17 protein-coding genes are annotated in these 22833 nt (G+C 62.4%); 9 read left to right on the forward strand and 8 right to left on the reverse strand.

Annotation, left to right across the window (positions count from 1 at the left end; translation table 11 throughout):
• Positions 1 to 136 precede the first annotated feature (136 nt).
• The 6 genes from IPV69_RS01290 (at position 137) to waaC (ending at position 6462) form a co-directional block, all read left to right on the forward strand.
• The gene (locus IPV69_RS01290) at positions 137 to 1273 is read left to right on the forward strand and encodes a serine hydrolase domain-containing protein (protein ID WP_206293104.1); all 1137 of its coding nucleotides are present in this window, start codon (positions 137 to 139) and stop codon (positions 1271 to 1273) included.
• A gap of 173 nt (positions 1274 to 1446) precedes the next feature.
• Positions 1447 to 2220 (forward strand): YggS family pyridoxal phosphate-dependent enzyme, encoded by a 774-nt coding sequence (locus tag IPV69_RS01295; protein WP_206293105.1) that lies wholly within the window; start codon positions 1447 to 1449, stop codon positions 2218 to 2220.
• A 156-nt stretch (positions 2221 to 2376) separates the two neighbouring features.
• Entirely contained in the window at positions 2377 to 2673 is a 297-nt protein-coding gene (locus IPV69_RS01300) for a hypothetical protein (RefSeq protein ID WP_206293106.1), read from the forward strand.
• Positions 2663 to 3667, forward strand: coding sequence for a hypothetical protein (locus IPV69_RS01305; RefSeq protein ID WP_206293107.1), 1005 nt, complete (start codon positions 2663 to 2665; stop codon positions 3665 to 3667). The genes IPV69_RS01300 and IPV69_RS01305 overlap by 11 nt, the downstream gene beginning before the upstream one ends.
• Positions 3668 to 3834: 167 nt before the next feature.
• Positions 3835 to 5364: a lipopolysaccharide kinase InaA family protein gene (locus tag IPV69_RS01310; protein WP_206293108.1), complete on the forward strand. Its 1530-nt coding sequence runs from the start codon at positions 3835 to 3837 to the stop codon at positions 5362 to 5364.
• A gap of 69 nt (positions 5365 to 5433) precedes the next feature.
• On the forward strand, positions 5434 to 6462 hold the full coding sequence (waaC, locus tag IPV69_RS01315; protein ID WP_206293109.1) for a lipopolysaccharide heptosyltransferase I: 1029 nt from the start codon (positions 5434 to 5436) through the stop codon (positions 6460 to 6462).
• Here the strand turns inward: waaC and IPV69_RS01320 are convergent.
• The 4 genes from IPV69_RS01320 to IPV69_RS01335 all read right to left on the reverse strand — a co-directional run bounded on the left by IPV69_RS01320 (position 6446) and on the right by IPV69_RS01335 (position 10186).
• Positions 6446 to 6946, reverse strand: a complete 501-nt coding sequence (locus IPV69_RS01320; protein WP_206293110.1) for a YajQ family cyclic di-GMP-binding protein — start codon at positions 6944 to 6946, stop codon at positions 6446 to 6448. The genes waaC and IPV69_RS01320 overlap by 17 nt on opposite strands.
• Before the next feature lie 161 nt (positions 6947 to 7107).
• On the reverse strand, positions 7108 to 8103 hold the full coding sequence (locus IPV69_RS01325) for an alpha/beta fold hydrolase (RefSeq protein WP_206293111.1): 996 nt from the start codon (positions 8101 to 8103) through the stop codon (positions 7108 to 7110).
• A 111-nt stretch (positions 8104 to 8214) separates the two neighbouring features.
• Positions 8215 to 8793: a TetR/AcrR family transcriptional regulator gene (locus IPV69_RS01330; RefSeq protein ID WP_206293112.1), complete on the reverse strand. Its 579-nt coding sequence runs from the start codon at positions 8791 to 8793 to the stop codon at positions 8215 to 8217.
• 166 nt (positions 8794 to 8959) lie between these two features.
• Positions 8960 to 10186, reverse strand: coding sequence for a bifunctional 3,4-dihydroxy-2-butanone-4-phosphate synthase/GTP cyclohydrolase II (locus tag IPV69_RS01335; RefSeq protein ID WP_206293113.1), 1227 nt, complete (start codon positions 10184 to 10186; stop codon positions 8960 to 8962).
• Between the two features lie 178 nt (positions 10187 to 10364).
• Here IPV69_RS01335 and IPV69_RS01340 point away from each other — a divergent pair, with 178 nt between their 5' ends.
• The 3 genes from IPV69_RS01340 (at position 10365) to IPV69_RS01350 (ending at position 14945) form a co-directional block, all read left to right on the forward strand.
• Positions 10365 to 11105 carry a 3-keto-disaccharide hydrolase gene (locus IPV69_RS01340; RefSeq protein WP_206293114.1) on the forward strand — a complete coding sequence of 247 codons (741 nt, stop codon included), beginning with the start codon at positions 10365 to 10367 and terminating at the stop codon, positions 11103 to 11105.
• Positions 11106 to 11186: 81 nt separating this feature from the next.
• On the forward strand, positions 11187 to 13541 hold the full coding sequence (locus IPV69_RS01345) for a PSD1 and planctomycete cytochrome C domain-containing protein (protein WP_206293115.1): 2355 nt from the start codon (positions 11187 to 11189) through the stop codon (positions 13539 to 13541).
• A 45-nt stretch (positions 13542 to 13586) separates the two neighbouring features.
• Entirely contained in the window at positions 13587 to 14945 is a 1359-nt protein-coding gene (locus tag IPV69_RS01350) for a DUF1501 domain-containing protein (RefSeq protein WP_206293116.1), read from the forward strand.
• A gap of 46 nt (positions 14946 to 14991) precedes the next feature.
• Here the strand turns inward: IPV69_RS01350 and IPV69_RS01355 are convergent, their stop codons facing one another.
• From IPV69_RS01355 to IPV69_RS01370, 4 genes are all read right to left on the reverse strand, one after another.
• Positions 14992 to 19209, reverse strand: a complete 4218-nt coding sequence (locus tag IPV69_RS01355; RefSeq protein ID WP_206295626.1) for a DUF4349 domain-containing protein — start codon at positions 19207 to 19209, stop codon at positions 14992 to 14994.
• Between the two features lie 237 nt (positions 19210 to 19446).
• Positions 19447 to 20157 carry an RNA polymerase sigma factor gene (locus IPV69_RS01360; protein ID WP_206293117.1) on the reverse strand — a complete coding sequence of 237 codons (711 nt, stop codon included), beginning with the start codon at positions 20155 to 20157 and terminating at the stop codon, positions 19447 to 19449.
• Positions 20158 to 20314: 157 nt separating this feature from the next.
• The gene (locus tag IPV69_RS01365) at positions 20315 to 21631 is read right to left on the reverse strand and encodes a sulfatase-like hydrolase/transferase (protein ID WP_206293118.1); all 1317 of its coding nucleotides are present in this window, start codon (positions 21629 to 21631) and stop codon (positions 20315 to 20317) included.
• A 109-nt stretch (positions 21632 to 21740) separates the two neighbouring features.
• On the reverse strand, positions 21741 to 22700 hold the full coding sequence (locus IPV69_RS01370) for a magnesium transporter CorA family protein (protein ID WP_206293119.1): 960 nt from the start codon (positions 22698 to 22700) through the stop codon (positions 21741 to 21743).
• Positions 22701 to 22833: the final 133 nt, after the last annotated feature.

The following is a 22833-nucleotide window of genomic DNA, read 5'->3' on the forward strand; positions in this document are numbered from 1 at the left end:
CACCCCTTCGAGGATGGCGCCAAAATGTTCTGGCTCCCGACCCCGACTCCCGACTACTCAACTACTGACGAGGCGCGGTAAGCTTTTCGGCATGCGAACTGCCAAGCTCCTTTCTTTGTCGTGCATACTCACCGCCATGACGATGACCGCTGCCCGTGCCGCTGATGCGCCACCGAAACTGCCGGGTGTATCCGAGAAGATGTTGACCTTCGTAAAGGACAGCGAAGTTTCCGGCGTTGTCACGCTGGTCGCGAATAGCGACGGCATCATCCACCTGAGCGCCGAAGGGCTGGCCGACATCGAAGCCAACAAGCCGATGCAGCCCGACAGCCTGTTCTGGATCGCGTCGATGACCAAGCCGGTGACCGGCGTGGCAATGATGATGCTGGTCGATGAGGGCAAGCTTGCGATCGACGATCCGGTCGCGAAGTACATTCCTGAGTTCGCGAACCTGAAGAAGCCGGACGGCTCGCCGGCGAATTTGACCGTGCGGCATCTGATGACTCACACGTCGGGGTTGTCGGAAGTCTCGCCTGAAGTCGGCAAGACCGCGACGAAGCTCGCCGACCTGATTCCGTCGTTCCTCAGTAAGCCGACGCAGTTCGTCCCCGGCAGCAAGTGGCAGTATTGCCAGAGCGGTATCAACACCGGTGGGCGGATCGTCGAAGTCATCAGCGGGATGAGCTACCCCGAGTTCCTGCAGAAGCGGCTGTTCGATCCACTTGGCATGACCGATACCAGCTTCTATCCGCCGAAGGAGAAGTTGGATCGCCTGGCCGACAGCTACAAGAAGGACGGCATGAAGCTCGCTGCCGTGCCCATTGCGTTCCTGAACGGCAAAAGTCCGAGCGACACCAACCGCTACCCGCTGGCCAACGGCGGCTTGTTCTCGACCGCGAAGGACTACGGCACCTTCCTGCGCATGGTACTGAACAAGGGATCGCTCGACGGCAAGACTTACCTGTCGCCTAAAGCGGTCGAGCAGATGACGTCGGTCCTGAGCGGAGATGTGGTGACCGGCTTCACGCCCGGCAACGGCTGGGGCTTCGGCTGGTGCATCATCCGTGAACCGCAGGGAGTGAGCGCCAAGCTGTCCCCTGGAAGTCATGGCCACGGCGGGGCGTATGGCACCCAGGCGTGGATCGATCCCAAGGCTGGTTTGGCGCACGTGCTGATGATTCAGCGGACGAACTTCAGCAACCCCGGCGGGTCCGACGGTTCGCCGGTACGGCAGGGGTTCCATGAAGCGGTTTCGGAGGCGCTGAAGAAGTGACGGCTGGTCATTGGTCATTGGTCACTCGCAACGCGTCGCCTTGGTAAGAGGCTATTGCCAGTGACAGGTGACCAGTGACAGATGACATCCTCTCTCCATCCCTACCTTCCATCTCGCCCAGCCTCTATAATCCTCGTGGTTTGACACAGACCGTATCGCTGGAAGGAGCCCGCGTGGCAAAACGTTCTCCCTTGGCCGAAAAACTGGACGAAGTGAAGGACCGCATCGCGAGGGCTTGCGAGAAGCGCAAGCGCGATCCGGCCGAGGTGACCCTCGTTGCTGTCACCAAAACCGCTGCGCCGGAGCAGATTCGCGAAATCCTTTCGCTCGGCATTGCCGACCTCGGCGAGAGTCGCGTGCAGCAACTCACCCAGCGGGCAGGGCAGCTCAATGAGTTTGTCGCCAGGCGGCAGATTCATGGCGACGCCGGCACGATGCCGGACAAGATCCGCTGGCACATGATCGGCCACCTTCAGCGGAACAAAGTCAAGTCGCTGCTGCCGTTCGTCCACCTGATCCACAGCATCGACAGCCTCCGGCTTGCCGAAGAACTTGATGCCCAGGCCGACAAGGCCGGGCGAAAGATTCCGATCCTGCTGCAGGTCAACGGTTCGGAAGAGCCGCAGAAGCACGGTGTGGCAATCGGGGCGGCGGTCCATCTGGCCGAGCAGATCGACTCCATGCCCGGCCTGCAGCTGACCGGCCTGATGACGATGGCCGCCCATGAGACCGATCCCGTCAAAATCCGCCAGGCGTTCAGCCGAACACGTGAGGTGTTCGAAGAGCTGAAGTGGAACAAGATCGGCGGGGCCTCCCTGCGGCACATCAGCATGGGCATGAGCGACGACTTCGAAGTCGCGATCGAAGAAGGAGCAACGATGGTTCGCATTGGTTCCACCCTCTTCGGTGGCGGCGTGCAGGATCATGAAGGGCTTGAGGAGGCTTAGGTAGGGTGGGGTTGACCCACCATCACCCGTCGTTGACCCGTTGTATTCGTCGCCAGGTGACGTCAGAAACGGGGAGTTGTCGCTCGAAATGCTCCGGCGGACCCACACACCGAGTGTTCGAGAGCAGCTTGGTGGGGTGAACCCCACCCTACAGCAATGCCCGACATCGATTTCTTCAACTTCTTCCGCTACGTGCTCGGAACGATCGTGACCGTTTACGCTACGGTCGTGACGTTGCAGTCGATGCGCGGGTGGTGGGCATGGCTGAATGGGCGGGATCGTTACGTGAGCTTGCTGCGGCGTTATCTGATGGTTCACGGACTTCGCTTGAGATTTCGCACGTTCTGGGGCGATGTCATCATCTGCCTTTTGCTGTGTGTCGTGTTCGCGTTGATCTGGGTTGCGCACAACAAGATCTACGCTATCGGAGAGGTGCTGCAGAGTGCCCGCTGATTCTTCACCTTCGCCGGCCGATGTCCGTCTGTTGCCCGACAACAGTGCCGGTGGTTCCGACGCGCGCGTTGATGCCAGGAGCAGCGATTTTCTGGCCCGAAACGAGGCCGAAGTCGTAGCTGCGGCTACCCCCGGCCGTCAGCTTTCGGATCTGCCCAAGGACGAACTGGAAAACCTGGCCGAAGAGTTCGGCATTGATCCGACGCGGTTCAAGGACCGCCAGGGCCTGGTCGCGGCGATTCACGACCGGCGACAGACGATCGCCGGGTTCGAGCGTGACGCGCTGCTCGATGTCGTTCGCTGGGGCCGTCGTCCGGTGGCGGTGAACGCCAGCAAGGAGCAGCTGGCTCAGGAGATCGCACGGATCAAGTCGATGCGGTTCGTCGGGCTGTCGCACCGGGGGTTGGTGGTGCTGGCCAGAATGCGCGGTGTTACTGCGGAGGATGCCGAGCCGATCCCCGACCTGATCAAGAAGCTGCGGAAGCAGGAAGGCTTCTTCGCGAAGCTCAGCCGTAAGCGACGGTCGGTGATCGCGTCGGTGGTGTCGAGCGTGGTTGGCGAGCCCGACAGCGCCCGCGAGTATCAGTACCTGCCGACGCCTGAGGGTCGCCAGCCCGTCGGCAGTGGCCCGGCATCGGCGACGATCAAGGAAGAAATCGAAGACGCCGGCCTGTTCGGCGGTATTACCAATCGCATCAAGAAGTCGGCCGACACGTACATCAATCAGAAGCTGGATGAGATCGAGACGCGCATCGACCGCAAGCTCGACGAGATCGACCGCCGGTTGGCGGAGTGGCGGGACAAGGAGGTCGCGAACCGGATCAAGATTCTCAAGATCACGCTTTGGGCGAGCGTCATCGTCGGTATCGTGTCGCTGATCTATTCGTACGTGAAGGTGAACTTCCCGGTCGGCGCGGACAAGCCGGTACCGAAGGTCGTCGCGCCGCCGGTGTTGCACCCCGCACCACTGGCCCCGGAGCCGGCGAATCCATAGGAGCGTCGGACGTCGCCTGTCATTCAGCCCACATGGATGTGCCGATCCAACAATTCATCTGGCTATGCGGGGCATCTCTGTCGACGGTCGCAGTCGCGTGGCTCGTATGTCGCCGGATACGTGCCTCAAAGACAAACGACCCTGCCGCCCGTATAACCCCTCCACCCGTGTCTCCGCAGCAGCTCGAACAAACACTCCGCGACCTCCCTCGCGTCGGCACGCTCATTAAAGATCGCGGCTATCGCCAGATCTGGCGGTTCGAGTTCGACGGGAAGGCGTATTACCTCAAGTTCTATCCCCGGGGCCGTTCATTCTTCTCCCGCGACGGCTGGCGTCGGCGATTCCGGGGATCACCGGCATACAACGAGTTTCAACGCCTGCAGTGGCTCCAAAAGGCGAAGATCCCGGCGCCACGAGCCGTAGCGATCCTCGGCGGGTTCGTACTCGACGGCATCAAGGGAGACGCCGTCATCCTGCATGCGATTGAACCGTCCGTCTCGCTGGACGAATTGCTCAACGATCAGGCGGTGCACGGCGAGTATTCGTCTCGTCAGCGCCGCGACCTGGCCGACCAGGTGATCGATCTCGTGTACAAGCTCGGACAGGCCGGGTACGGGCATCACGACCTTCACCTCGGTAACTTTCTGCTTCACGACGGCAGGCTCCATCTGATCGACGCCTACGCCTTGCGAAAGGGCGGCTTGACCACCGCTGACGTACTGATGCTCGGTGCGGGAGTCGCCAGGTTTGCGACGACAACCGACCTGCTGCGGGGCTGGCGAAAGCTTGTCGGTGAGGGGCCGATACCCCGTTCAAACCCGAACGCGTCCGCCATCTGGCAGAGCCAGCTCAGTCGCATCAAGGGTGGGAATCGCTACTTCGGTCGGCTGTCCCTGGACGGTTGGCGCGGCGTGTTCTTCAAGCAGACCAAGCACCCTCGGCGCTGGGCGGAAGTCAGTCACCTGGAAGTCTCCAAGATGGACTGGCAGTCCACCCTGCCGGCGATCGTCCGTGCACTGGAGGACGGGTCATTAAAGACACTCAAGTCCAGTCCCAGCGGCGACGTGTACGAAGGGGCGTTGAAGCTGGGCGAGTACAACGTTGACGTCGTCATCAAGCAGCCGCACAAGCGATACTGGTATCGATACTTCAACGAGATCGGCAGGGGGTCGCGATCCCGCCGCGCCTGGTACAAGGCGTGGAACCTGATCGTTCGTGACCTCCCAACCGCCTGGCCGCTGGCGTACTTCGAGCGGACGCGGCTGGGCTACGTGACACAGTCGTTCATCGTGTTCGAGAAAGTCCCTGGCCCGACATTCTGGACAGTCGATCTGGACGCGCTGACCGACCGAAGCAGGGAGATGCTGTTCCACCGGGCCGGCCGGTTGCTGCGGTTGCTCGAACGCTTCGGCATGTCGCACTTCGATGCCAAGGCCAGCAACTGGATCGTTCGTGCCGACGAGGCAACCGGGCCGTCGCCGGTACTGATCGACGTTGATGGCATCCGATTCCGCCGGTGGACGGCGCTGGGGATCGACCGCCTGTTGCGTAGCCTTCTGGGACGAAAGCAGTATTCGCCGGACGATTCGCTGGCGCTGTGCCGTGGGTACGCGCCGTACACGCGGCTGGAGGCACCAAGGACCGACGCAGAAGTGGAAGATCCTGCCCGCACTTCGGATACGCCGGGAGATGGCTAGGGTAGGGGTCGTGTCGAGTCCGCTGAAGTGGATGGCATCGCCTTCCGGGACAGGTCAAGTTTGAACTGCATGCAGCGGATCCCTTTTCAAACCTCGCCACGCCGCGTCCTGATCGTGAAGCCCAGCGCGATCGGCGATGTTGTGCATACGCTGCCTATCCTGAAGCTCGTCAAGAATCGCTGGCCACTCGCGGAGGTGAGCTGGCTCGTCACGCCCGCCTGTGCGGGCATTCTCGACCAGCATCCCCTGTTGCACGAAGTCATTCGATTCGACCGAAAGATGTTCGGCCGCAGCTGGCGGCAGCCGAGCGTGCTTCGATCCCTGTTTGAGTTTGGTGAACGGCTCAAGCGCCGGCGGTTCGATGTCGCGATCGACCTGCAGGGACTTTTTCGCAGTGGTTGGCTGACATTCCAGACCGCCGCGCCGATCCGCATTGGTCTCTCTGATGCCCGCGAGTTTGCCACGCTGTTCTACACGCACCGCATCACCGTCGGCCGGCGCGAGCAGCATGCGATCGAACGCTACCTGTCGGTGGCCGAAGCAATAGGAGCCGGTCGAGGCCCTGTGGAGTTCCCATTCGCGACGACCGCCGCCGATGAAGCGTTCGTTCGCGATCGAGTTCCTGCAAAGTATGCCCTGTTGTTCCCGGGCACCAACTGGGCGACCAAGCGATGGCCGGTGGAAAAGTTTGCCGCCCTTGTTGCACGCCTGAAGCAACGGTTTGGCCTTGAGACGGTGGTCGGCGGGGCACCCAATGAAGTGGACCTTGCGGCGAAGATTCCAACGGCCGTCAACCTGGCGGGCCGGACAACACTCAACCAGCTTGTCGCGTTGATCGCTCGATCAGCGGTCGTGATCAGCAACGACAGCGGTCCGATGCACATCGCCGCCGCCCTGGGCCGGCCACTGGTGGCACCGTTCGGCCCGACCAATCCCATACGAACCGGGCCGTACGGACGCCTGGGTAGCGTCGTCAAGCTCGATCTGCCCTGCAGCCCCTGCTACAGCAGACATTGCTCGCACCAGAGTTGCCTGCAATGGCTGGAGATCGATGCGGTTCTGCGGGTCGTGGAACGAGAACTCACCGGAAGTTATTGAACTGTACCGGCACCTCTGGCGGGTTGGCTTTCAGATGTGCGATGACCGCCTGCAGGTCATCTCGCTTTGGGCCGGTCACGCGCAGGGTGTCGCCCTGGATTGAAACCTGCACTTTCAGCTTCAGATCCTTGATCGACTTCTGAATCGCCTTGGCAACATCCTTCTCGATCCCGCTCTTGAGCTTCGCCTTCTGACGCACGGTCTTGTGCGTGGCCTGCTCCAGTTTCTGGTAGTCCAGCGCCTTGGGGTCGATCCCGCGCTTGATCATCTTCTCGACCAGAACCTTCTTGACCGCGTCCAGCTGGGACTCGGCGTCTGCCGTCAGGACGAGTTCCTTGTCTTTACGATTCAGCTCCGAGATCGACGCCGCACTGCCCTTGAAATCGTAGCGCGTAATGACCTCCTTGATCGCCTGATTGACGGCGTTGTCCATCTCCTGGAGGTTGATCTCGGACACGATGTCGAATGATGGGTCGGCTGGCATAGTGGGTCGCTCCTTCGGTCTGTTGCTTGAGTTGGAGATACCAGAAACGGCAGAACAGGCAAAGCCGCCGGCAACAGCCCGCCAACGCAGACAGCCCGTGCCCACCCAGGTCAACCGGGATGCGCACGGGTGTGTGTCAGGCTGTGCAAAGGTTGGAAGCGCTACCTCCCCTGAACGTGCCTGGCGAGGAATCCCCGCATCAAACCGGCGATCTCCGCTCCGTTGCTCTCGAGCGCGAAGTGCCCCGCGTCCAACAGGTGGAACTCCAGGTTCTTGAGATCTCGCTTGTACGGCTCGGCACCGGCGGCGGGGAAAATCTGGTCGTTCTTACCCCAGACAATCAGCATCGGCGGCTGATGCTGCCGGAAGTAAGTCTGCCACGCCGGGTAGTTTGGCGGATTGCTACCATAGCTCAGGAAAAGGTCGAGTTGGATCTCATCGTTGCCAGGGCGGTCGAGCAGATATTGATCGGTGATCCATCCATCTGGACTCACGCGCTCGACTTCTTTAACGCCGTGTGTGTACTGCCATCGGGTGGCTTCGAGCTTCAGGAACGGCCGCAGCGCGTCGCGATTTGCTTTCTCCGCAGGGTTGCTCCAGTAGGCCTTGATGGGTTTCCAGAAATCGTTGTCGAGGCCTTCTTCGTACGCGTTCCCATTCTGTACCACGATAGCGCTGACACGTTCCGGGTGGGCGGCGGCCAACCGATATCCGACCGGCGCACCGTAATCCTGAACGTACAAGGCGTACTTCTTGAGCCCCAGCGTCTCCGTGAATTTCCCGATGACGCTCGCAAGGTTGTCGAACGTGTAGCCGAACTTCTCGCGCGACGGCATGGAGCTATGTCCGAAGCCGGGATAGTCCGGCGCGATGACATGATACTTGTCGGCCAGTGCCGGAATGAGGTGACGAAACATCTGAGAGTTCGTCGGGAACCCGTGTAGGAGGAGGAGGACGGGTGCGTCGGCCGGACCGGCTTCCCGATAGAAGATGTCCAGGCCGTCGACTTTCACTGTGCGATGCAGCACCGCAGGCTGAGTGGTAAGCGCCAAGGGCGCGGGCCGCTCTTCGGCGGCGGGTGTGGGGACGGGAATCGAAACGACCACGGCAACCGAGGCGGCTGCCAGCAATCCGAAAGCGGCAATACGTGCGAACATGGTGAAACTCCTTTGGAGGGAATTGGTTGGAGTCCGGGTCCGGGCGTCCCTCGAATACAGCCCGGGTGGAATAAACAGACAGGTCTGTCTATATTGGTTCAAATAAAAACGTCACGTGTGTGTGCTGTTCATAAGCCGCAAGGCCGCGTCCCTCGCGATGTCCGCCGACTCTGACTCGCCCTGCATGTACGCTGACACGATCGCTCCATCGACCAACAGAGCGACCGCCGGGGCGGATTTGGCGGCGTCCTTCCCGACCGCGTCGGCGATCAGAGACTCTAGAAGTGAGCGGAATCGCACCTTGTGGTCGCGGGCGAATTGCGAACCGGGGTGTTTCGGGTCTGCGAGTTCGGCTGCGGCATTGATGAATGCGCACCCGCGAAAGCCCGGGCTGCCGAACCAATCCTTTAGAGCGGCGAAAAATGCGCGAAGCTTGTCCTTCGTCCGCCTGCCGTGCCGTTCCATTGCCGACCTCAGGAACGCTTCCACCAGAGCTTCCCGGTGCTTGAGCGCGGCGAGGATCAGATCATCTTTAGAAGCAAAGTGCTTGTAGAGACTCATCTTTGCCACGCCGGCCTCGGCAATGATGCGGTCGATGCCGACGGCCCGAACGCCGTCCTGGTAGAACAGTCGGTCGGCGGTCTCAAGGACGCGCTGACGGGCTTCGGATCGAGCAGCAGTTGGCGGCATGGGTGAACTATACAGACCTGTCTGTTTTAAGTCAAGCACGGTGTCGATTTCTCGGAAAACCGCGATCTGCAGGCACCTGGCAGCTTCCCGGACTTGGCACCCGACGACGAAACCGAGGCCAGAGCGAGGGGACAAACCTGGCAGCCGTGTCGAACCTGCGGGCTCGTTAGAGCCGGTGCCCCATCTTTGCCTTCTTCGTCGCCAGATACTTCTCGTTGTGCTCGCCCGGCTCGACCCGGACCGGAACGTTTTCGACGATGCTCAGGCCGTACCCCTCCAGCCCGTGAATCTTCTTGGGGTTGTTGGTCATAATGCGGATCTTGCGGATGCCCAAATCGCGCAAAATCTGTGAGCCGATGCCGTAGTCGCGCTTGTCGACTGGCAGGCCCAGCCGCTCGTTGGCTTCGACGGTGTCGAGTCCCTGTTCCTGCAGCTTGTACGCGTGCAGCTTATTCACCAGGCCGATACCGCGGCCTTCCTGACGCAGGTAGATCACCGCGCCTTTGCCTTCCTTCTCGATCATGGTCATCGCAGCCGAGAGCTGCGGGCCGCAGTCGCAACGCTGGCTGCCGAAGACGTCGCCAGTCAGGCATTCGCTGTGAACGCGGACGAGCACCGGCTCCTCGTGGACGATGGGCAGCCCGTCGGGGCCAAGCTCGCCGATGCCGCCCTTGCAGATCGCCAGGTGCGGCTGCGGATCGACGTGACTTTCGTACGCAATCAGCGTGAAGTCGCCCCAGTTGGTCGGCAGGACGACGGTTTCAACCCGCTTGACGAGTTGCTCTCGCTGCAGGCGGTAACTGATCAGGTCGGCAATGGTGCACATCTTCAGCCGGTGCTTCTGGCAGAAGACTTCAAGTTCCGGCCGACGGGCCATTTCGCCGTCGTCTCGCATGATCTCGCAGATCACAGCGGCGGGCTTCATGCCGGCGAGGCGGGCGAGGTCAACCGAGCCTTCGGTCTGCCCGGCGCGAACCAGCACGCCGCCGTCACGGGCACGCAAGGGGTTAATGTGCCCGGGTCGGAGCAGATCTTGCGGCTGGGCGTCGTCGGCGATGCAGACGGCGATCGTCGCCGCCCGATCCTTGGCTGATACGCCCGTGCTGACGCCGAACTTCGGATGCGCATCGACCGTGACAGTAAACGCCGTTCCCATCTGTGCGGTGTTGATGTGTGTTTGGGGATGAAGGCGCAGCTTATCGCACTGGCTGACTTCGAGGCTGACGCAGATAACGCCGCGGGCTTCCTTGAGCATGAAGTTGACAGCCTCGGGCGTCACCTTCTCGGCGGCGTAGACGATATCGCCTTCGTTTTCGCGGTCTTCGTCGTCAACGAGGACGATGGGTTTGCCTTGACGCAATTCTTCGAGGATCTCGGGGATGGGAGCGAACATAGGTCGGCTGATTGTAGTCGATCCGGGTGGCGAACGCGTTCCTCGCCGGAAATGCAGGGATTGCCGCGGAGCGACGGAGCGCTACTCGACTTCAACGGCTCGACGAACGCCGATTCGAACAAATCGCCCGGCCGGCTGTAAGTACTGGTACCACCTCGGTTGCAACTCGAGTTTCGCTATGAGAAAGACAATACAGACGACCTTCGCCCTGATGTTGACCGCCGGTCTGGCCGTAGCATTCGCCCGAGCGGCCGAACCCGTCGCCAAGACCGAGTCCAAAGCTGCTCCCAACACCCTGACAGACCAGGAAAAGAAGGACGGCTGGCAGTTGCTGTTCGACGGCAAGACCACCACCGGCTGGCGGCGGTTGGGATTCGATTCGGTCCCCGAAGGACCGTGGATCGTGAAAGACGGTGCACTGGTTCACCAGAGCGGCAAGGGCGGCGGCAACGACATCATCTACGACAAGCAGTTTGAGAACTTCGAACTGGCGTGGGAATGGATCGTGCCCAAGAAGAACGGCAACTCGGGCATCAAGTACCGCGTGCTGGAAACCAAGGGCAAGAACGGCGCCTTCGGTCCCGAGTACCAGATGATGAATGACCCCGGTGTGACGGATAAGCACTCGACGGCGTCGCTCTACGATATGCTCCCGCCGGTCAATGCCAGGCTCGCGCCGGAAGGGCAATGGAACCAGTCGCGGGTCGTTATCCGTGGCAACAAGGGAGAACACTGGCTCAACGGCCAGAAAACGGTCGAGTTTGAGTTCTGGAACGAACCGTTCAACGAGGCGCTCGCCAAGAGTAAGTTCAAAGGCAAGGAATGGGGCAAGCAGGCCAAGGGATACATCGCGCTCACCGATCACGGCGATGAGGCGATGTTCCGCAGCATCAAGATTCGGGAACTGCCGGCGAAGTAGGATCGACGACCAGACACGTCCGAGTGATCGAGCGTTTTAACGGGCATGCGTTCCTGCCCCTGCCATTCTATCGGCGGTAACGTGACGCAAGATGTCCGAGCCATCCTTCTTGTCCTGGCCGCGATTGCAGCGGCAAGTATCGCAACGCGCGCCGGTGCCGTTCCGGTCTCGCCAGCCGACCGCGCCTTTTTCGAGAACCGCGTTCGACCCGTTCTGGTGAAGCACTGTTACGAATGCCATTCCGCAGGGGCGAAGAAGGTGGGCGGCAAGTTGCTGCTGGATACGCCGGAGGGAATGCGAAAGGGCGGCGAGTCGGGCGCACTCCTGGAAGCCGGAAACCCGGACAAGAGCCTGCTGATTCACGCCCTGCGATACGACGGAACCGAGATGCCGCCGAGCAAGCCACTGCCTGCCGCGGTGGTCAACGACTTCGCGGATTGGGTAAAGCGTGGAGCGCCCGACCCGCGTGGCGTTGTACCGGCTGCGACAACCCGCTCCGGCGAGGCGGAGAAGGGCGAAGTCTTCTGGTCGCTTCGGCCTGTCTCCAGTCCCGTGCCGCCGGATGTACAAGACAACGCTTGGCCGCGCGACCCGATCGACCGCTTCGTCATGGCGCGACTCGAATCATCCGGCTTGAAGCCCGCGAAAGACGCCAATCCTCAGGCGCTGGTCCGGCGCATCTACATCGACCTGATCGGCCTGCCGCCGACCTCGGACCAGTTCTCGCGTTTTGTCACCGACTACCAGCGAGACTCCGGAAAGGCCGTCGAGCGGCTGGTCGATGAGCTGCTGGCAAGCCCTCACTTCGGCGAACGGTGGGGCCGGCACTGGCTCGATGTCGCGCGGTTTGGCGAATCCAATGGCAACGACGGTCTGGGCCGCAATCCTACCTTTCCGCACGCCTGGCGCTACCGCGACTACGTGATCGCCGCTTTCAACAGCGACACCCCCTACGATCGTTTTCTGACAGAACAGATTGCCGGTGATTTGCTGCCGGCCGACTCCGACGTACAACGCGACCGAAACCGGATCGCGACCGGCTTCCTGGCGCTGGGATCGAAACCCGCCAAGGCGATGAACGCTAATTTCGACATGGACGTGGTCGCCGACCAGATCGACGTCATCGGACGTGGCATCATGGGCCTGAGCGTCGCATGCGCGCGCTGCCACGATCACAAGTTCGATCCCATTCCGACGCGCGACTATTACGCGCTCGCTGGCTTTTTCACGAGCACCGAGACGCTGTGGGGGATCGCCGGGAACGAGGCGCTGACGGCCCCCGCGACCGACCTACATGTGCTCAAAACGCCTGCCGTGGTTCCGCCACCCAAGGAGTTTGTCGAGACCGTGGTCACGCTGGAATCGAATACGGGTAAGCCCAAAGCGATACCGAAGCCGAAGTGGGCCCCGGGGACGCCGCTGGCGATGGGCGTCCGCGATCGGCCCAAACCGGCGGACTGCAAGATCAACATCAAAGGGGAATCGAACAAGCTCGGCGAAAGCGTGCCTCGCGGCTTCCTCTCGGCTGTCGAGGGGGACCGGCCCTCCGCCGCCATCGATGCCAGCCAGAGCGGCCGCGTCCAGTTGGCCCAATGGCTGACGCGCGGCGACCATCCGCTGACCGCCCGCGTGATGGTCAATCGTGTGTGGCTACACCTGTTCGGCGAGGGACTCGTCCGCACTCCCGACGATTTCGGCCTGTATGGCGAAGCGCCGACCCATCCGGAATTGCTCGATCACCTGGCCGGACGGTTCGTTCGGGACGGCTGGTCAGTCAAGCGGCTGGTTCGCGGGATTGTCCTGAGTCGGACCTATCAACTTTCCTGCGAGGCTGACGCTGCAACGGTTCGGGCCGATGCACAGAACCTGCTGCTCGCCCGGCACAAGCGCCGCCGACTCGACGCCGAATCGCTTCGCGACGCGATGCTGAGCGTCAGCGGGCAGTTGGAAACCAAGCCGGCCGAAGGGTCCCTCGTCCGACACCGCGACATCCTGATTAATCTGGCGGGCAGCCTGCATCAGCCGAGCGTTCACCGCAGCGTCTATCTCTGCTATCTGCGCAGTTCGCCGCCGCCGGAACTGGCCGCATTTGATCTGCCGGAGTTCACATCGGTGACCGGCCAGCGCGACGTCAGCACGATTCCCAGCCAGGCATTACACCTCTACAACAGCCCGTTCGTGATCGAGCAGGCCGCGGCATTCGCCCGGCTACTGTCAGGTGAATCGGCGGATGCACGAGGCCGGGCAAAGCTGGCCTGGCAGCGCGCTTTCCACCGAGATCCTGGCGCAGAGGAACTGGAGCAGGCGGTCCGTTTCGTAGAGATGACCGCCACTGGCCCGGCGACGCCTTCGAACGGTCAGGTTTCGGAGCAGAAGGCCTGGGCGGCGCTTTGCCAGGTGCTGCTGGCGGCGAATGAGTTCCGGTACGTTGATTGACGCGATCAAGGCGTTCGAACGGACGCTGAATCTGGAGATCCACGAATGCACCACTCACGACGCAGTCTGCTGCAATCGCTCTCCTGCGGGTTCGGTTACCTGGCATTGCAGGGACTTTGCGGCAGGGCGGCGCAGGGTGTTGCTGCTGCGACAGCAACGGACCTGTCGCAGCGCGTTTCGCCAATCGCGGCCCGCGCCAAGCGGGTGATCTTCCTCTGTATGGCCGGCGGTCCGGCGCAGATGGACACCTTCGATTACAAGCCGCAGACCGGAAAGAAGCCCCATCCCGGATCAGTGACTGAGTTCAAACAGCGCGGCCAGAGCGGTCTGTGGGTATCGGAGTTGCTACCCGAAACGGCGCGATACGCCGACGAGCTTTGCGTCATCAACGGCATGAATGCCGACACGGGGATTCACGCCCAGTCCTTCCTGCAGTTGCATACCGGCGACCGGCTTCGGCCGCGGCCGAGCCTGGGATCGTGGGTCAGCTACGGACTGGGCACGCAGAACCAGAACCTGCCGGGGTTCATCAGCCTCAACACATCCAAGACGTCGGTCTACTCCAGCGCATTCTTGCCGTCGATCTACAGCGGTACGCCGATCGGCGTGAACGGCGAGGACATGGGAAAGGCCACCATCGCCAATGTCGCCAGTTCGCACCTTCCGCCAGACGTCAAAAGGCAGCAGGTTGACCTGATTCAGTCGATGAACCGCGAGCATCTGGCGCATCGACCGGGTGACGCGGAACTCGACAGCGTCATCCAGTCGATGGAACTGGGCTATCGCATGCAGTCCGAAGCGCCGGGCCTGCTCGATCTGGGCAATGAGTCGCAGGCGACGCTCGACAGCTATGGTATCGGCCGGGAGAAGGAGTCCGTCGGAACCTGCAAGAGATCCGATTTCGGCCGGCAGTGCCTGCTTGCCCGGCGGTTCGCCGAGGCGGGCGTGCGCTTCATCGAGGTGTGCCACGGTAGTTGGGACCAGCACAAGAACCACCGGCGCGATCTCAAGGCCAACTGCGAAGCGACGGATCAGCCGATCGCCGCGCTCCTGGGTGATCTGCGACAGCGTGGCCTGCTCGATGACACGCTCGTCGTCTGGGGCGGCGAGTTCGGCCGGCCTGGCCTGACGCCCGGAGACGGCAAGGACGAGACCGACCACAACTATCGCGGCTTCACGTTCTGGCTGGCAGGCGGGGGCGTGAAGCGGGGGTACGTTCACGGCAAAACCGACCCTACCGGAACCCAGGCTGTCGATGGCAAGGTGCACTTTCGCGACCTGCACGCGACGATTCTTCACCTGATGGGCCTGCCCCCCAACGACCTGACCTTCTGGCACGCCGGCCGCAATCACCGCCTGACCGGCCCCGAAGGTGGGAAGGTCGTCCACGAACTCTTCGCCTGATTTCTGGCACTCGCAAGCGAGTACCCTGTCTGTGCGACGTCTGCCATCAGGTCGGGTTTGGCGTAGGCCCGAACGTGTCGGCCGACGACTTCTTCCCCTTGCGCTGGGTCAGGCGAACGAGCTGAAAGCCGATCCAGATGACCACCATGCACGGCACGATCACCACCAGGCCGAAGATCACCCACTGCAACACCTTGAACAGCCCGGTGAGCGCGCCGCTCATGCCTTCACGGAGCGATTCGCCGAACCCTTTCTCCGATGCCACCGTCGCCGGCGTGGCGTAGGTGATTTCAACCCGCGACCGCGACAGCAAGCCTTCCGGGATGTTCTCGTTCTGACGGCTCTGGTTGGCCGTCACCTCACCTTGGCTGCGGACGCTGGTGATAAGCTGCCCGATCGCCGCCAGCGGCACATCGACGACGACGCGAGCACCGTCTTTGCGATCCTGGCGGGCGCGTTCGGCTTCGATCTTCCGCCCGCCCGCCGCGATCGCCGCCGCCTCAAGGTCGCCGATCGCCTTGTCGATGTTCGAGGTCTCCACGGTCAGCTGGAATACCTGCCGCGGCGGTTGCTGGCCTGCCTCCTTCACCGACAAGCTGTAACGAATCTTGGTGTCGACCGTTCCTTGCGTATCCTGCGACCGCTCGATCGAGCGATTGAACACGTCCGTGTTTTCCGACAGGACCTGCTCGATGATCTCCCGGTCCGACCGGTTGATCACGAACACCAGCGAACCGGTAATGTCCGTCCGGTTTTGCACCGAGAGCTGCGAACTAACGACCAGGGCATCGGTGATCCGCAGGGCATCGACGAGCTTGTTGTACCGGTCTTTCGCCGACGGCGCGACGACCACCATGCTGTGCGACTCCCGCGGCTGAAGCGTGCGTTCGTCGACCACCGTCACGATATAGCCGATCTTGTTCTCGACCGTCATCGGCCCGTCGGGCAGACGGGCAGTCGCGCGGCTGGTGGTCAGGCCGGCGTCCTTCATCGCCTGTTCGAACTTGGTCGCGTTGTCGCGCGGCGTCGCGAATCGCAACGTCCCGTTCGGGTTGGCACGGTCGGCGAGGTTCAGGTTCGAACCCACCACCCGTGCCCCCGCGTCCTTTGCCGCCCGAACGAGCTTGTCGAACGTGTCCTGCACCGTCCGCGTGGCGACCGTTGCGTTGATCGTTTCCCGCGGCGACAGGCGGATTTCATCCACCAGGCCGATCGACAGGCGAATCTTCGAATCCACCGTCGTTTCGGTGTCGTTTGAGCGGACGGCACTGCGGGAGATAATCGCCCCGGACTCACGCAGTACGCCTTCGACCGTGGACCACTTCTCCCGTGATGTTTCGAACTCGAGCTGCCCGGTGATGTTGTTGGCGTCCTGCTCATTCAGTTGCGAGGTCACGACCCGGCCGCCGGCGTTGGTCGCGGCGTCGAGCAGCTTGCGGAAGGCCGTCGGGACATCCGCTGCCGCGACCTGTAGCGTCGTCGTCTCTCGTGCTGGGACCTGCGACAGCGACATGATCTGCAGCGAGAAACCGCGTTTGGCCTCGGTCGTGTTCTGCGTATCGGGGTTGATTGCGACATCCATCCGCATGACATCAACGCCGGCGCGAACCGCGCCCAGCAGCACGTCGGCCTTGTCCGCCTGCACCTGAAAGACGATCGTTCCCGACGTCTGGTCGGCCCGCGGGCGGTTGAGCTGTGACGTCTTGATCGTCCCGCCTGACGACTTCACTTGTTCCAGGATCAGCTTGTAGGTTGCTTCGACATCCTGGGCGGCGAGGTTGAGCGTGGTCGTCTGCCGCGGCTCGATGTTCGCCAGGTTGTAGATGTGGATCTCGAACTGCGTCTCGCGCTTCTCAACACGCAGGCCGGCCACGATCGGGCCGCTGCCGCCTTCGGTCGCGGTCTTGCGGCTGATATCCAGCCGCGCCAGCTTGCCGAGCTGCTTGAGACGGTCGATCACTGGTCCGGCTGCGTCGGGGGAGACGCTCGCCTTAATCGTCGCCGAAAGCTGGCCGGCTTCGAGCTTCTTCAGGTCCGAATCGATCACCCGGCCTTTGGCCTGGTCGATCGCTTTAAGGACTTCCGATCGCACATTTTCGACGTCTTCGCTCTCGACGGCGGTATTGACCGTCTCGACTTCAAACGCCGCGGTAGGGGAGCGCACCTCGCGTTCCTGCAGTTCGACGACCAGCGTCGCCAGCGCGACGAGATTGTCGTAGTACTTGATCTCGCCCTGAAGCAGTTCGAGCTTTTCCCGCCAGACGCCGAGCTGCTTCTCGGCCTCGAGCAGGTCCTTCACTTCGCCGCCCTTGGCGATGATGTCGAGCAGGCGTTTTTCCATCGCCAGCGCGGCACGAAGCTGCGAGGCGATGTCGGTGTATCGCTTGGTGACGTCCTCGGCACCGATGCGCTGGTTTTTCAGGTCGCCCATGCCGCGGAGCTTGAGCACGAGCGTGTCGAGCCGTTCCGGCGGAACGCGGACCGTGACCGACCCGCGGACCTTGCCGTTGGGAAGCTTGTCGGAAGAGGTCGTCGCGACATATCCGCCTTCCTCGGTGACAAGCTTGCTCACCTGGACGAGGGCGCTATCGAAGCTGTCGACCTCGAAATTGACGACGCCGTTGCGGATGATCTTGCGTACCTGCACCTCCGGCGGCGGGACTTCGGCAGGCGCGGGGGCGACGGGTTTGGGAGCCGGTGTTGCCGGGGCCTTCTCCTGCGCAGCCGAGGCAGTCTCCTTCTTGTCTGCATCAAAGAACAGATTCGTAGTGTCCGACAGAACCTTCGCCCGGTCACCGTTGGTGCTTCCAGATTTCTTGTCGCCACCCTTCGCTTCGCCGTCGATATCGGCCACTTCGACCTGGTCGCCGAGGGTGAGTGTCCCATTGCCGTTCTTGCCGAAGCCAAGGCCGCGTTTCGATACCGGCCCGTCGGCGGCGAGCCCTTCGGTCACCTTCTGAACATCCGCGAGTGATTTGAGCTGGTCCTTACGGCCGTCCTTCAGCTTTTCGATCTCGCTTTCAACCCCGGCCGCGCTGAGTTGTGTCGGGCGATACCACTTGCCGTTGTCGTCGCCGCTCGTGCTCATGGCCCAGCCGCGCGTGTCGGCAGCTTTGCTCTTGGTCTCCGGGCTGGCCGTTGCGGGCGAGAGCGCTACAGTGCCGAGCTTGCCCTCGATTGGGACATCCGTCCCGAGTTGCAAGGTACCGCCGGAAACGGTGGTGCCACCGGTGTACGAATTGTGGCCGCTCCAACTACTTCCCGCGGAGCGACCTTTGACGGTGCCGCCGTTGTTCGACTGAAGATTGAAATTGGGCGCGTCGGAAAAGTCGGGGATGTCCAATGCGACCGGACCATTCGACGGCTTCGAGGCTTCTTCAAGCCTCTTCTCGGCTTTGCCCTTGAGGGAGCTTCCGCGCGGCGCATTGGAATCGCTTCGCACCGCTGACTCATTCGACTGTAGCGAAGGCACCCCGTCTTCGGCGTTCTTGACGCCTTTGGTTCCGTCGGTACGGGCAAGACTCGTGGTGCCGGTGGGACCGCCAGTAGTAGGGGAACGATCGTTCACGTCGCGGGCTTCGCCCCACCTGAAGTTGTAGTAGTTCGACGCGTTGGTTCCCGACGAGCCGGCTCCGGCCTGGGTGCCGAAGTACGTTGCGTAGGGGTCAGTCGATTGGAGGTCCATCCCTTCCTTCGTGGCGCTCAGATAACCCATTTCCCGCGACTGTGGTTTTAGTGTCTGTTCAACGTCCGTCGATCCGTTGAGCACGTCGTTACTTTCAGCGAGTTTGGATCGAAGCGAGAACGCCCGGCCGTCGGAATCCGCCTCCCGGCGTACGCCATATTCTTGGTGGAATCCGGTGCCCCGAAGTACGCCGATCTCATCGGTGCGACGTAGATCGCGACCGTCCACCGCCACGCTCATTCCATACCCCACTGTCCCGATCACCAGCGACGCCGCCACGCCGACGGCGATGCGGCGGACCATGGGATGGTGGATGGGACGCGACAGGCGCATCACCAGCGACGGCCGCGAGAACTGCGGGCGGAGCGCGCCGACGAGCCGGTCCTCGAACGCCGGGCCAGGAACAGCGCCAGCCAGGGCGGCGACGAGTTTGGCATCGGCGGCGCGGGCGATTTCGAGGACGGCGGCGCAGTCGCCGCATGTCGCGACATGGGCGTCGAACGCCCGCGTCTCGGCGTCGTCGAGTCCGCCGGTGAGATACGTGTCGATCAGCGGGAGGATATGGTTTTCGGTGGTCATGGCTTTAGCCTTCTAGTTTCGTTCGGAATGTACGGGATTGATGTCAACTTGCGGCACGTTTCGAGCCGCCCTTGAGAACGGCGCTTTAGTGACACGGGCTTCCAGCCCGTGCGAGAGGCACCGGACTTTCAGGCGATGAGCGATTGCCATACTCCTGAATCACTCGCACGGGCTGGAAGCCCGTGTCACTGACCGGGCCGTCCGGCATCGCCAGAGTCCGGATGTCTGTGCAACGTTTCAATACTCTTCACTGGCACTCATCAACTGCCTCAGGCGGTTCATCCCGCGGCTGAGAAGGCCGCGTAGTGATCCATTGCTGAGGCCCAATTGCTTGCAGACGGTCGCGTAATCGGCCCCGGCGAGATAGCGCATGGAAATCGGGGCGCGATACTCCTCGGGCAGCACCCGCAGAAGCCCCAACAGGCGGTCGTGGGTCTCGCGCTGCTCCGACTGTTCGGCGGGTGACAAGCCGGGGTCGCGTACCGCGGCCAGCACACCAGCCTCTCCGTCCCCGCCGCCGATGACCCGGTCGCGGCCGCGCTTCTTTCGCAGGTCGTGCCGGCCGGCGTCGATACGCACGGTTCTAGCGATAGAGAAGAGCCAACGGCGGAAGCCGGATGCATCGGGGAGTTCGTGGAGTTGGTCGATACTCCGCCAGGCGATCAGGTAGGTTTCTTGGACGAGGTCTTCGGTCCGCTGACGGTCGCCGGTCTCCAGGTAGAGCCTGGCGTAGAGCATGCGTGCGGTGGCGCGAACGAGGGTTTCGAACGCGGCGTGATCGCCGTGCTGGGCCTGGCGGACGAGGAAGGCTTCGTCCGTGCCGTCTGTCGCGCCGGAGAATCGCATCCGTGCTCCCGGCGGGTTAGTTGCCGCGGTTCGCGACAGGGGTTTCATCGCCGACGCCTGTCCACCTGCGTATAGGTCGTCGTCCGGGGGTATTCGTGTCACGTCGCTGCCTCCGGGGTGGATCTGCGGCTGTTCACCCTGCCCGGCGACAGCCCGCACATCATGAGGAACGACAATGGGACGCCAGCGGCGCGCGAAAGTTGCGAAGAATGATCGGCTGACCGCTGTCCGTGACACGGACAGCCGACAACGGGTCGGGCTAGTCGTTGCCGGCTTTGCCGGCTTGCTTGGCGATGCTTGCCGGGCGGGCGTCCTTGTACTTGTCGAGCGCTGCCTGCAGCGTCTGGCGGGCCGTCTTAGCGTCGGGTGAGAGTGCGGCGGCGTTCAGTGGGGCTTTCTCCAAGATGTCCGCCGAGACGTCGAACATCTCGCCGTCGCGATAGAGCTTGTACCGTTTGTCGGCTGCGAACTCTTTGCTCGCCTTGGGGCCGCCTTCGCGGGCATACCAGGAATAGACCCACTGGCGCGGCGTGCCCGGTTCGCCGCGAAGCTGTGGCAGAAAGCTCGTTCCGTCGAGCGTCAGGTCGCGGGGCGGCGCGACGCCCGCTGCCGACAGCAGTGTGGGAAGGAAGTCGGTGGTGTCGATCAGGTCGTCGCAGACCGTTCCTCTGGCAATTCCGGCCGGCCAGCTTGCGATCAGCGGCACGTGCATGCCGGCAGCGGTCGATTTGCCTTTGCCGCCCTGGACCTTGCGGTCGCCCATCATCGACGTGATCGCCGGGCTCGTGCCGTTGTCGCCGACGAACAGGATCAGCGTGTTGTCTCGAATCTTCAGTTCGTCGAGCCGGGCGACGAGTTTGCCGATCAGCTTGTCCATGTACGCGACCATGTCGCCAAAATGCGCAGGCGACTTTCCGTCTTTTTCGCCGGTACGGCCGGGGTCCCAGTCCTTGCTGTCGGGGGTTGGCTGGAACGGGTCGTGCGTCAGCATCATCGTGTAGTAGAGCAGGAATGGCTGGTCCTTCTTGCGCGAGATGAAATCGAGCGCAAAGTCGTTCACCATGTCGGGGCCGTATTCCCCTTTGCTGAAGTCCAGTTCCTTGCCGTTATGTTCCAGGCCGGGGTTGGCGTATCGCGGCGGGCGGCGGGTGTGTTGCCAGAGGTACGATTCGTCGAACCCAAACTTCTGCGGCAGGCCGACCTCATGCCCGAGTTGCCACTTGCCGGCGATCGCCGTCGCGTAGCCCGCCTGCTTCAGGAGGTTGCCGAATGTCGTCTGCGACCGCTCGAGATCGCCGAAGTTGATGTAGTTGCGGACGTTGTACTGGCCCGTCATGAGCTGTGCTCGCGTCGGTGTGCAGAGCGGCTGCGCGTAGCAGCGAGTGAAGCGCACGCCGGCGGCGGCGAGGTTGTCGAGGACGGGTGTCTTGTACGAGGTGCCGCCATTGGCACCGATCGTTTCGTATCCCAGATCGTCGGCGAGGATCAGGACGAGGTTGGGCCTGGTATTTGCGTCGGCCGTGACGCAGGAGGCGATGAGCGCGAGCAAAAATGCGATTGGTGTGAGTTTGTTCATGCGTTCGTTCCCACCCGTCAACGCTCGGCGGTCACGGCCTATTGCTTCTCGGTTCAACCTTCGAACGCACCGGTGGCGAGGTTCGTTCGGCCGACAGGCAGGCGGCGCTTCAGAGCCATTTCTTCCGTCGCATGTAAAACAACAGCCCCGCGGCGATCAGAATGCATGCGAGCCAGAACAAGTAGTATCCCCCGGGAACCTGAGTACCGGGCAGATCCGGAAAGTTCACGCCATACATGCCGACGAGAAACGTCAGCGGCAGGAACACCGCGTTCAGCACGGTCAGCCGGTTGATCACGCGATTGGTGCGGTGGGCGACGATGCCCATGTACAGGTTCAGCGTCTCGGCGAGCGATTCGCGCTCGGTCGTCAGGTCGGCCACCAGGCGGTCGAGCGCGCCGGCCAGTCTTTCCAGGGAGGGCACGGTGCTTTCGGAAACGAAGCTCGTCCGGCGGGTGATCATCTCGTGGAGAACCTCTCGCGCCGCGAGCATCGACTTGCGCAGCGTCACCATGTCGGCCTGGATACGCGCCGCCTGCTCGAAGATCGAATCGTCGGTCGCGTTGAGGATGCCTTCCTGCACCTTGCCGCTCTGGCGGTCCAGGGCACGAAACGCCTTGCGGTAGCCGTGGATGAGTTGATCCCAGTACTCGTAAAGCAGGAAACCACCGCTGCGGGCGAAGCGGAGAAAGTCGCGGCGATAGATACGGCGGACCCTTTCGAGGAACTCGACTTTGCCGTGATGGATGGACAGCAGATATCGTTCGCCGACGGCGACATCGACAAAGTACGTGCAAAGCTTGCCGTCGACGAAGAGCAGCGAAGTGAGGGTAAAGTGCAGCACGTCGTCGTAGACGTCATGCCGGCCGTCGATGTCGGGGCCGGTGATCTCGTCGGCTACTTCCGGCGCGATCCGCAGCTCTGCGAGCATCGCCTTCACCGCGTCAGGTTCGGCTTCGCGATCGATATCCACCCAGCAGAATCGCCCGGCCGCACAGGCGGGCGCAACGTCCGCTGCCGGGATTTGGCGTTCCTGCTTGGACTCAAAGTCGAATTCGATGACGTGCATAACGAGTTCGCAGGAAAAGGATACGAGACGAGGTGACCGGCTGGGTGGGTCGCGGAGCGGCGCGGTAACTATCGGGCGCATCCTGCCCGGGCTGGGTGCAGCACCGATCTTCCTTCCGAACAAGCCGTCACTG

It is taken from the genome of Humisphaera borealis (assembly GCF_015169395.1).
Classification (GTDB): Bacteria; Planctomycetota; Phycisphaerae; order Tepidisphaerales; family Tepidisphaeraceae; genus Humisphaera; species Humisphaera borealis.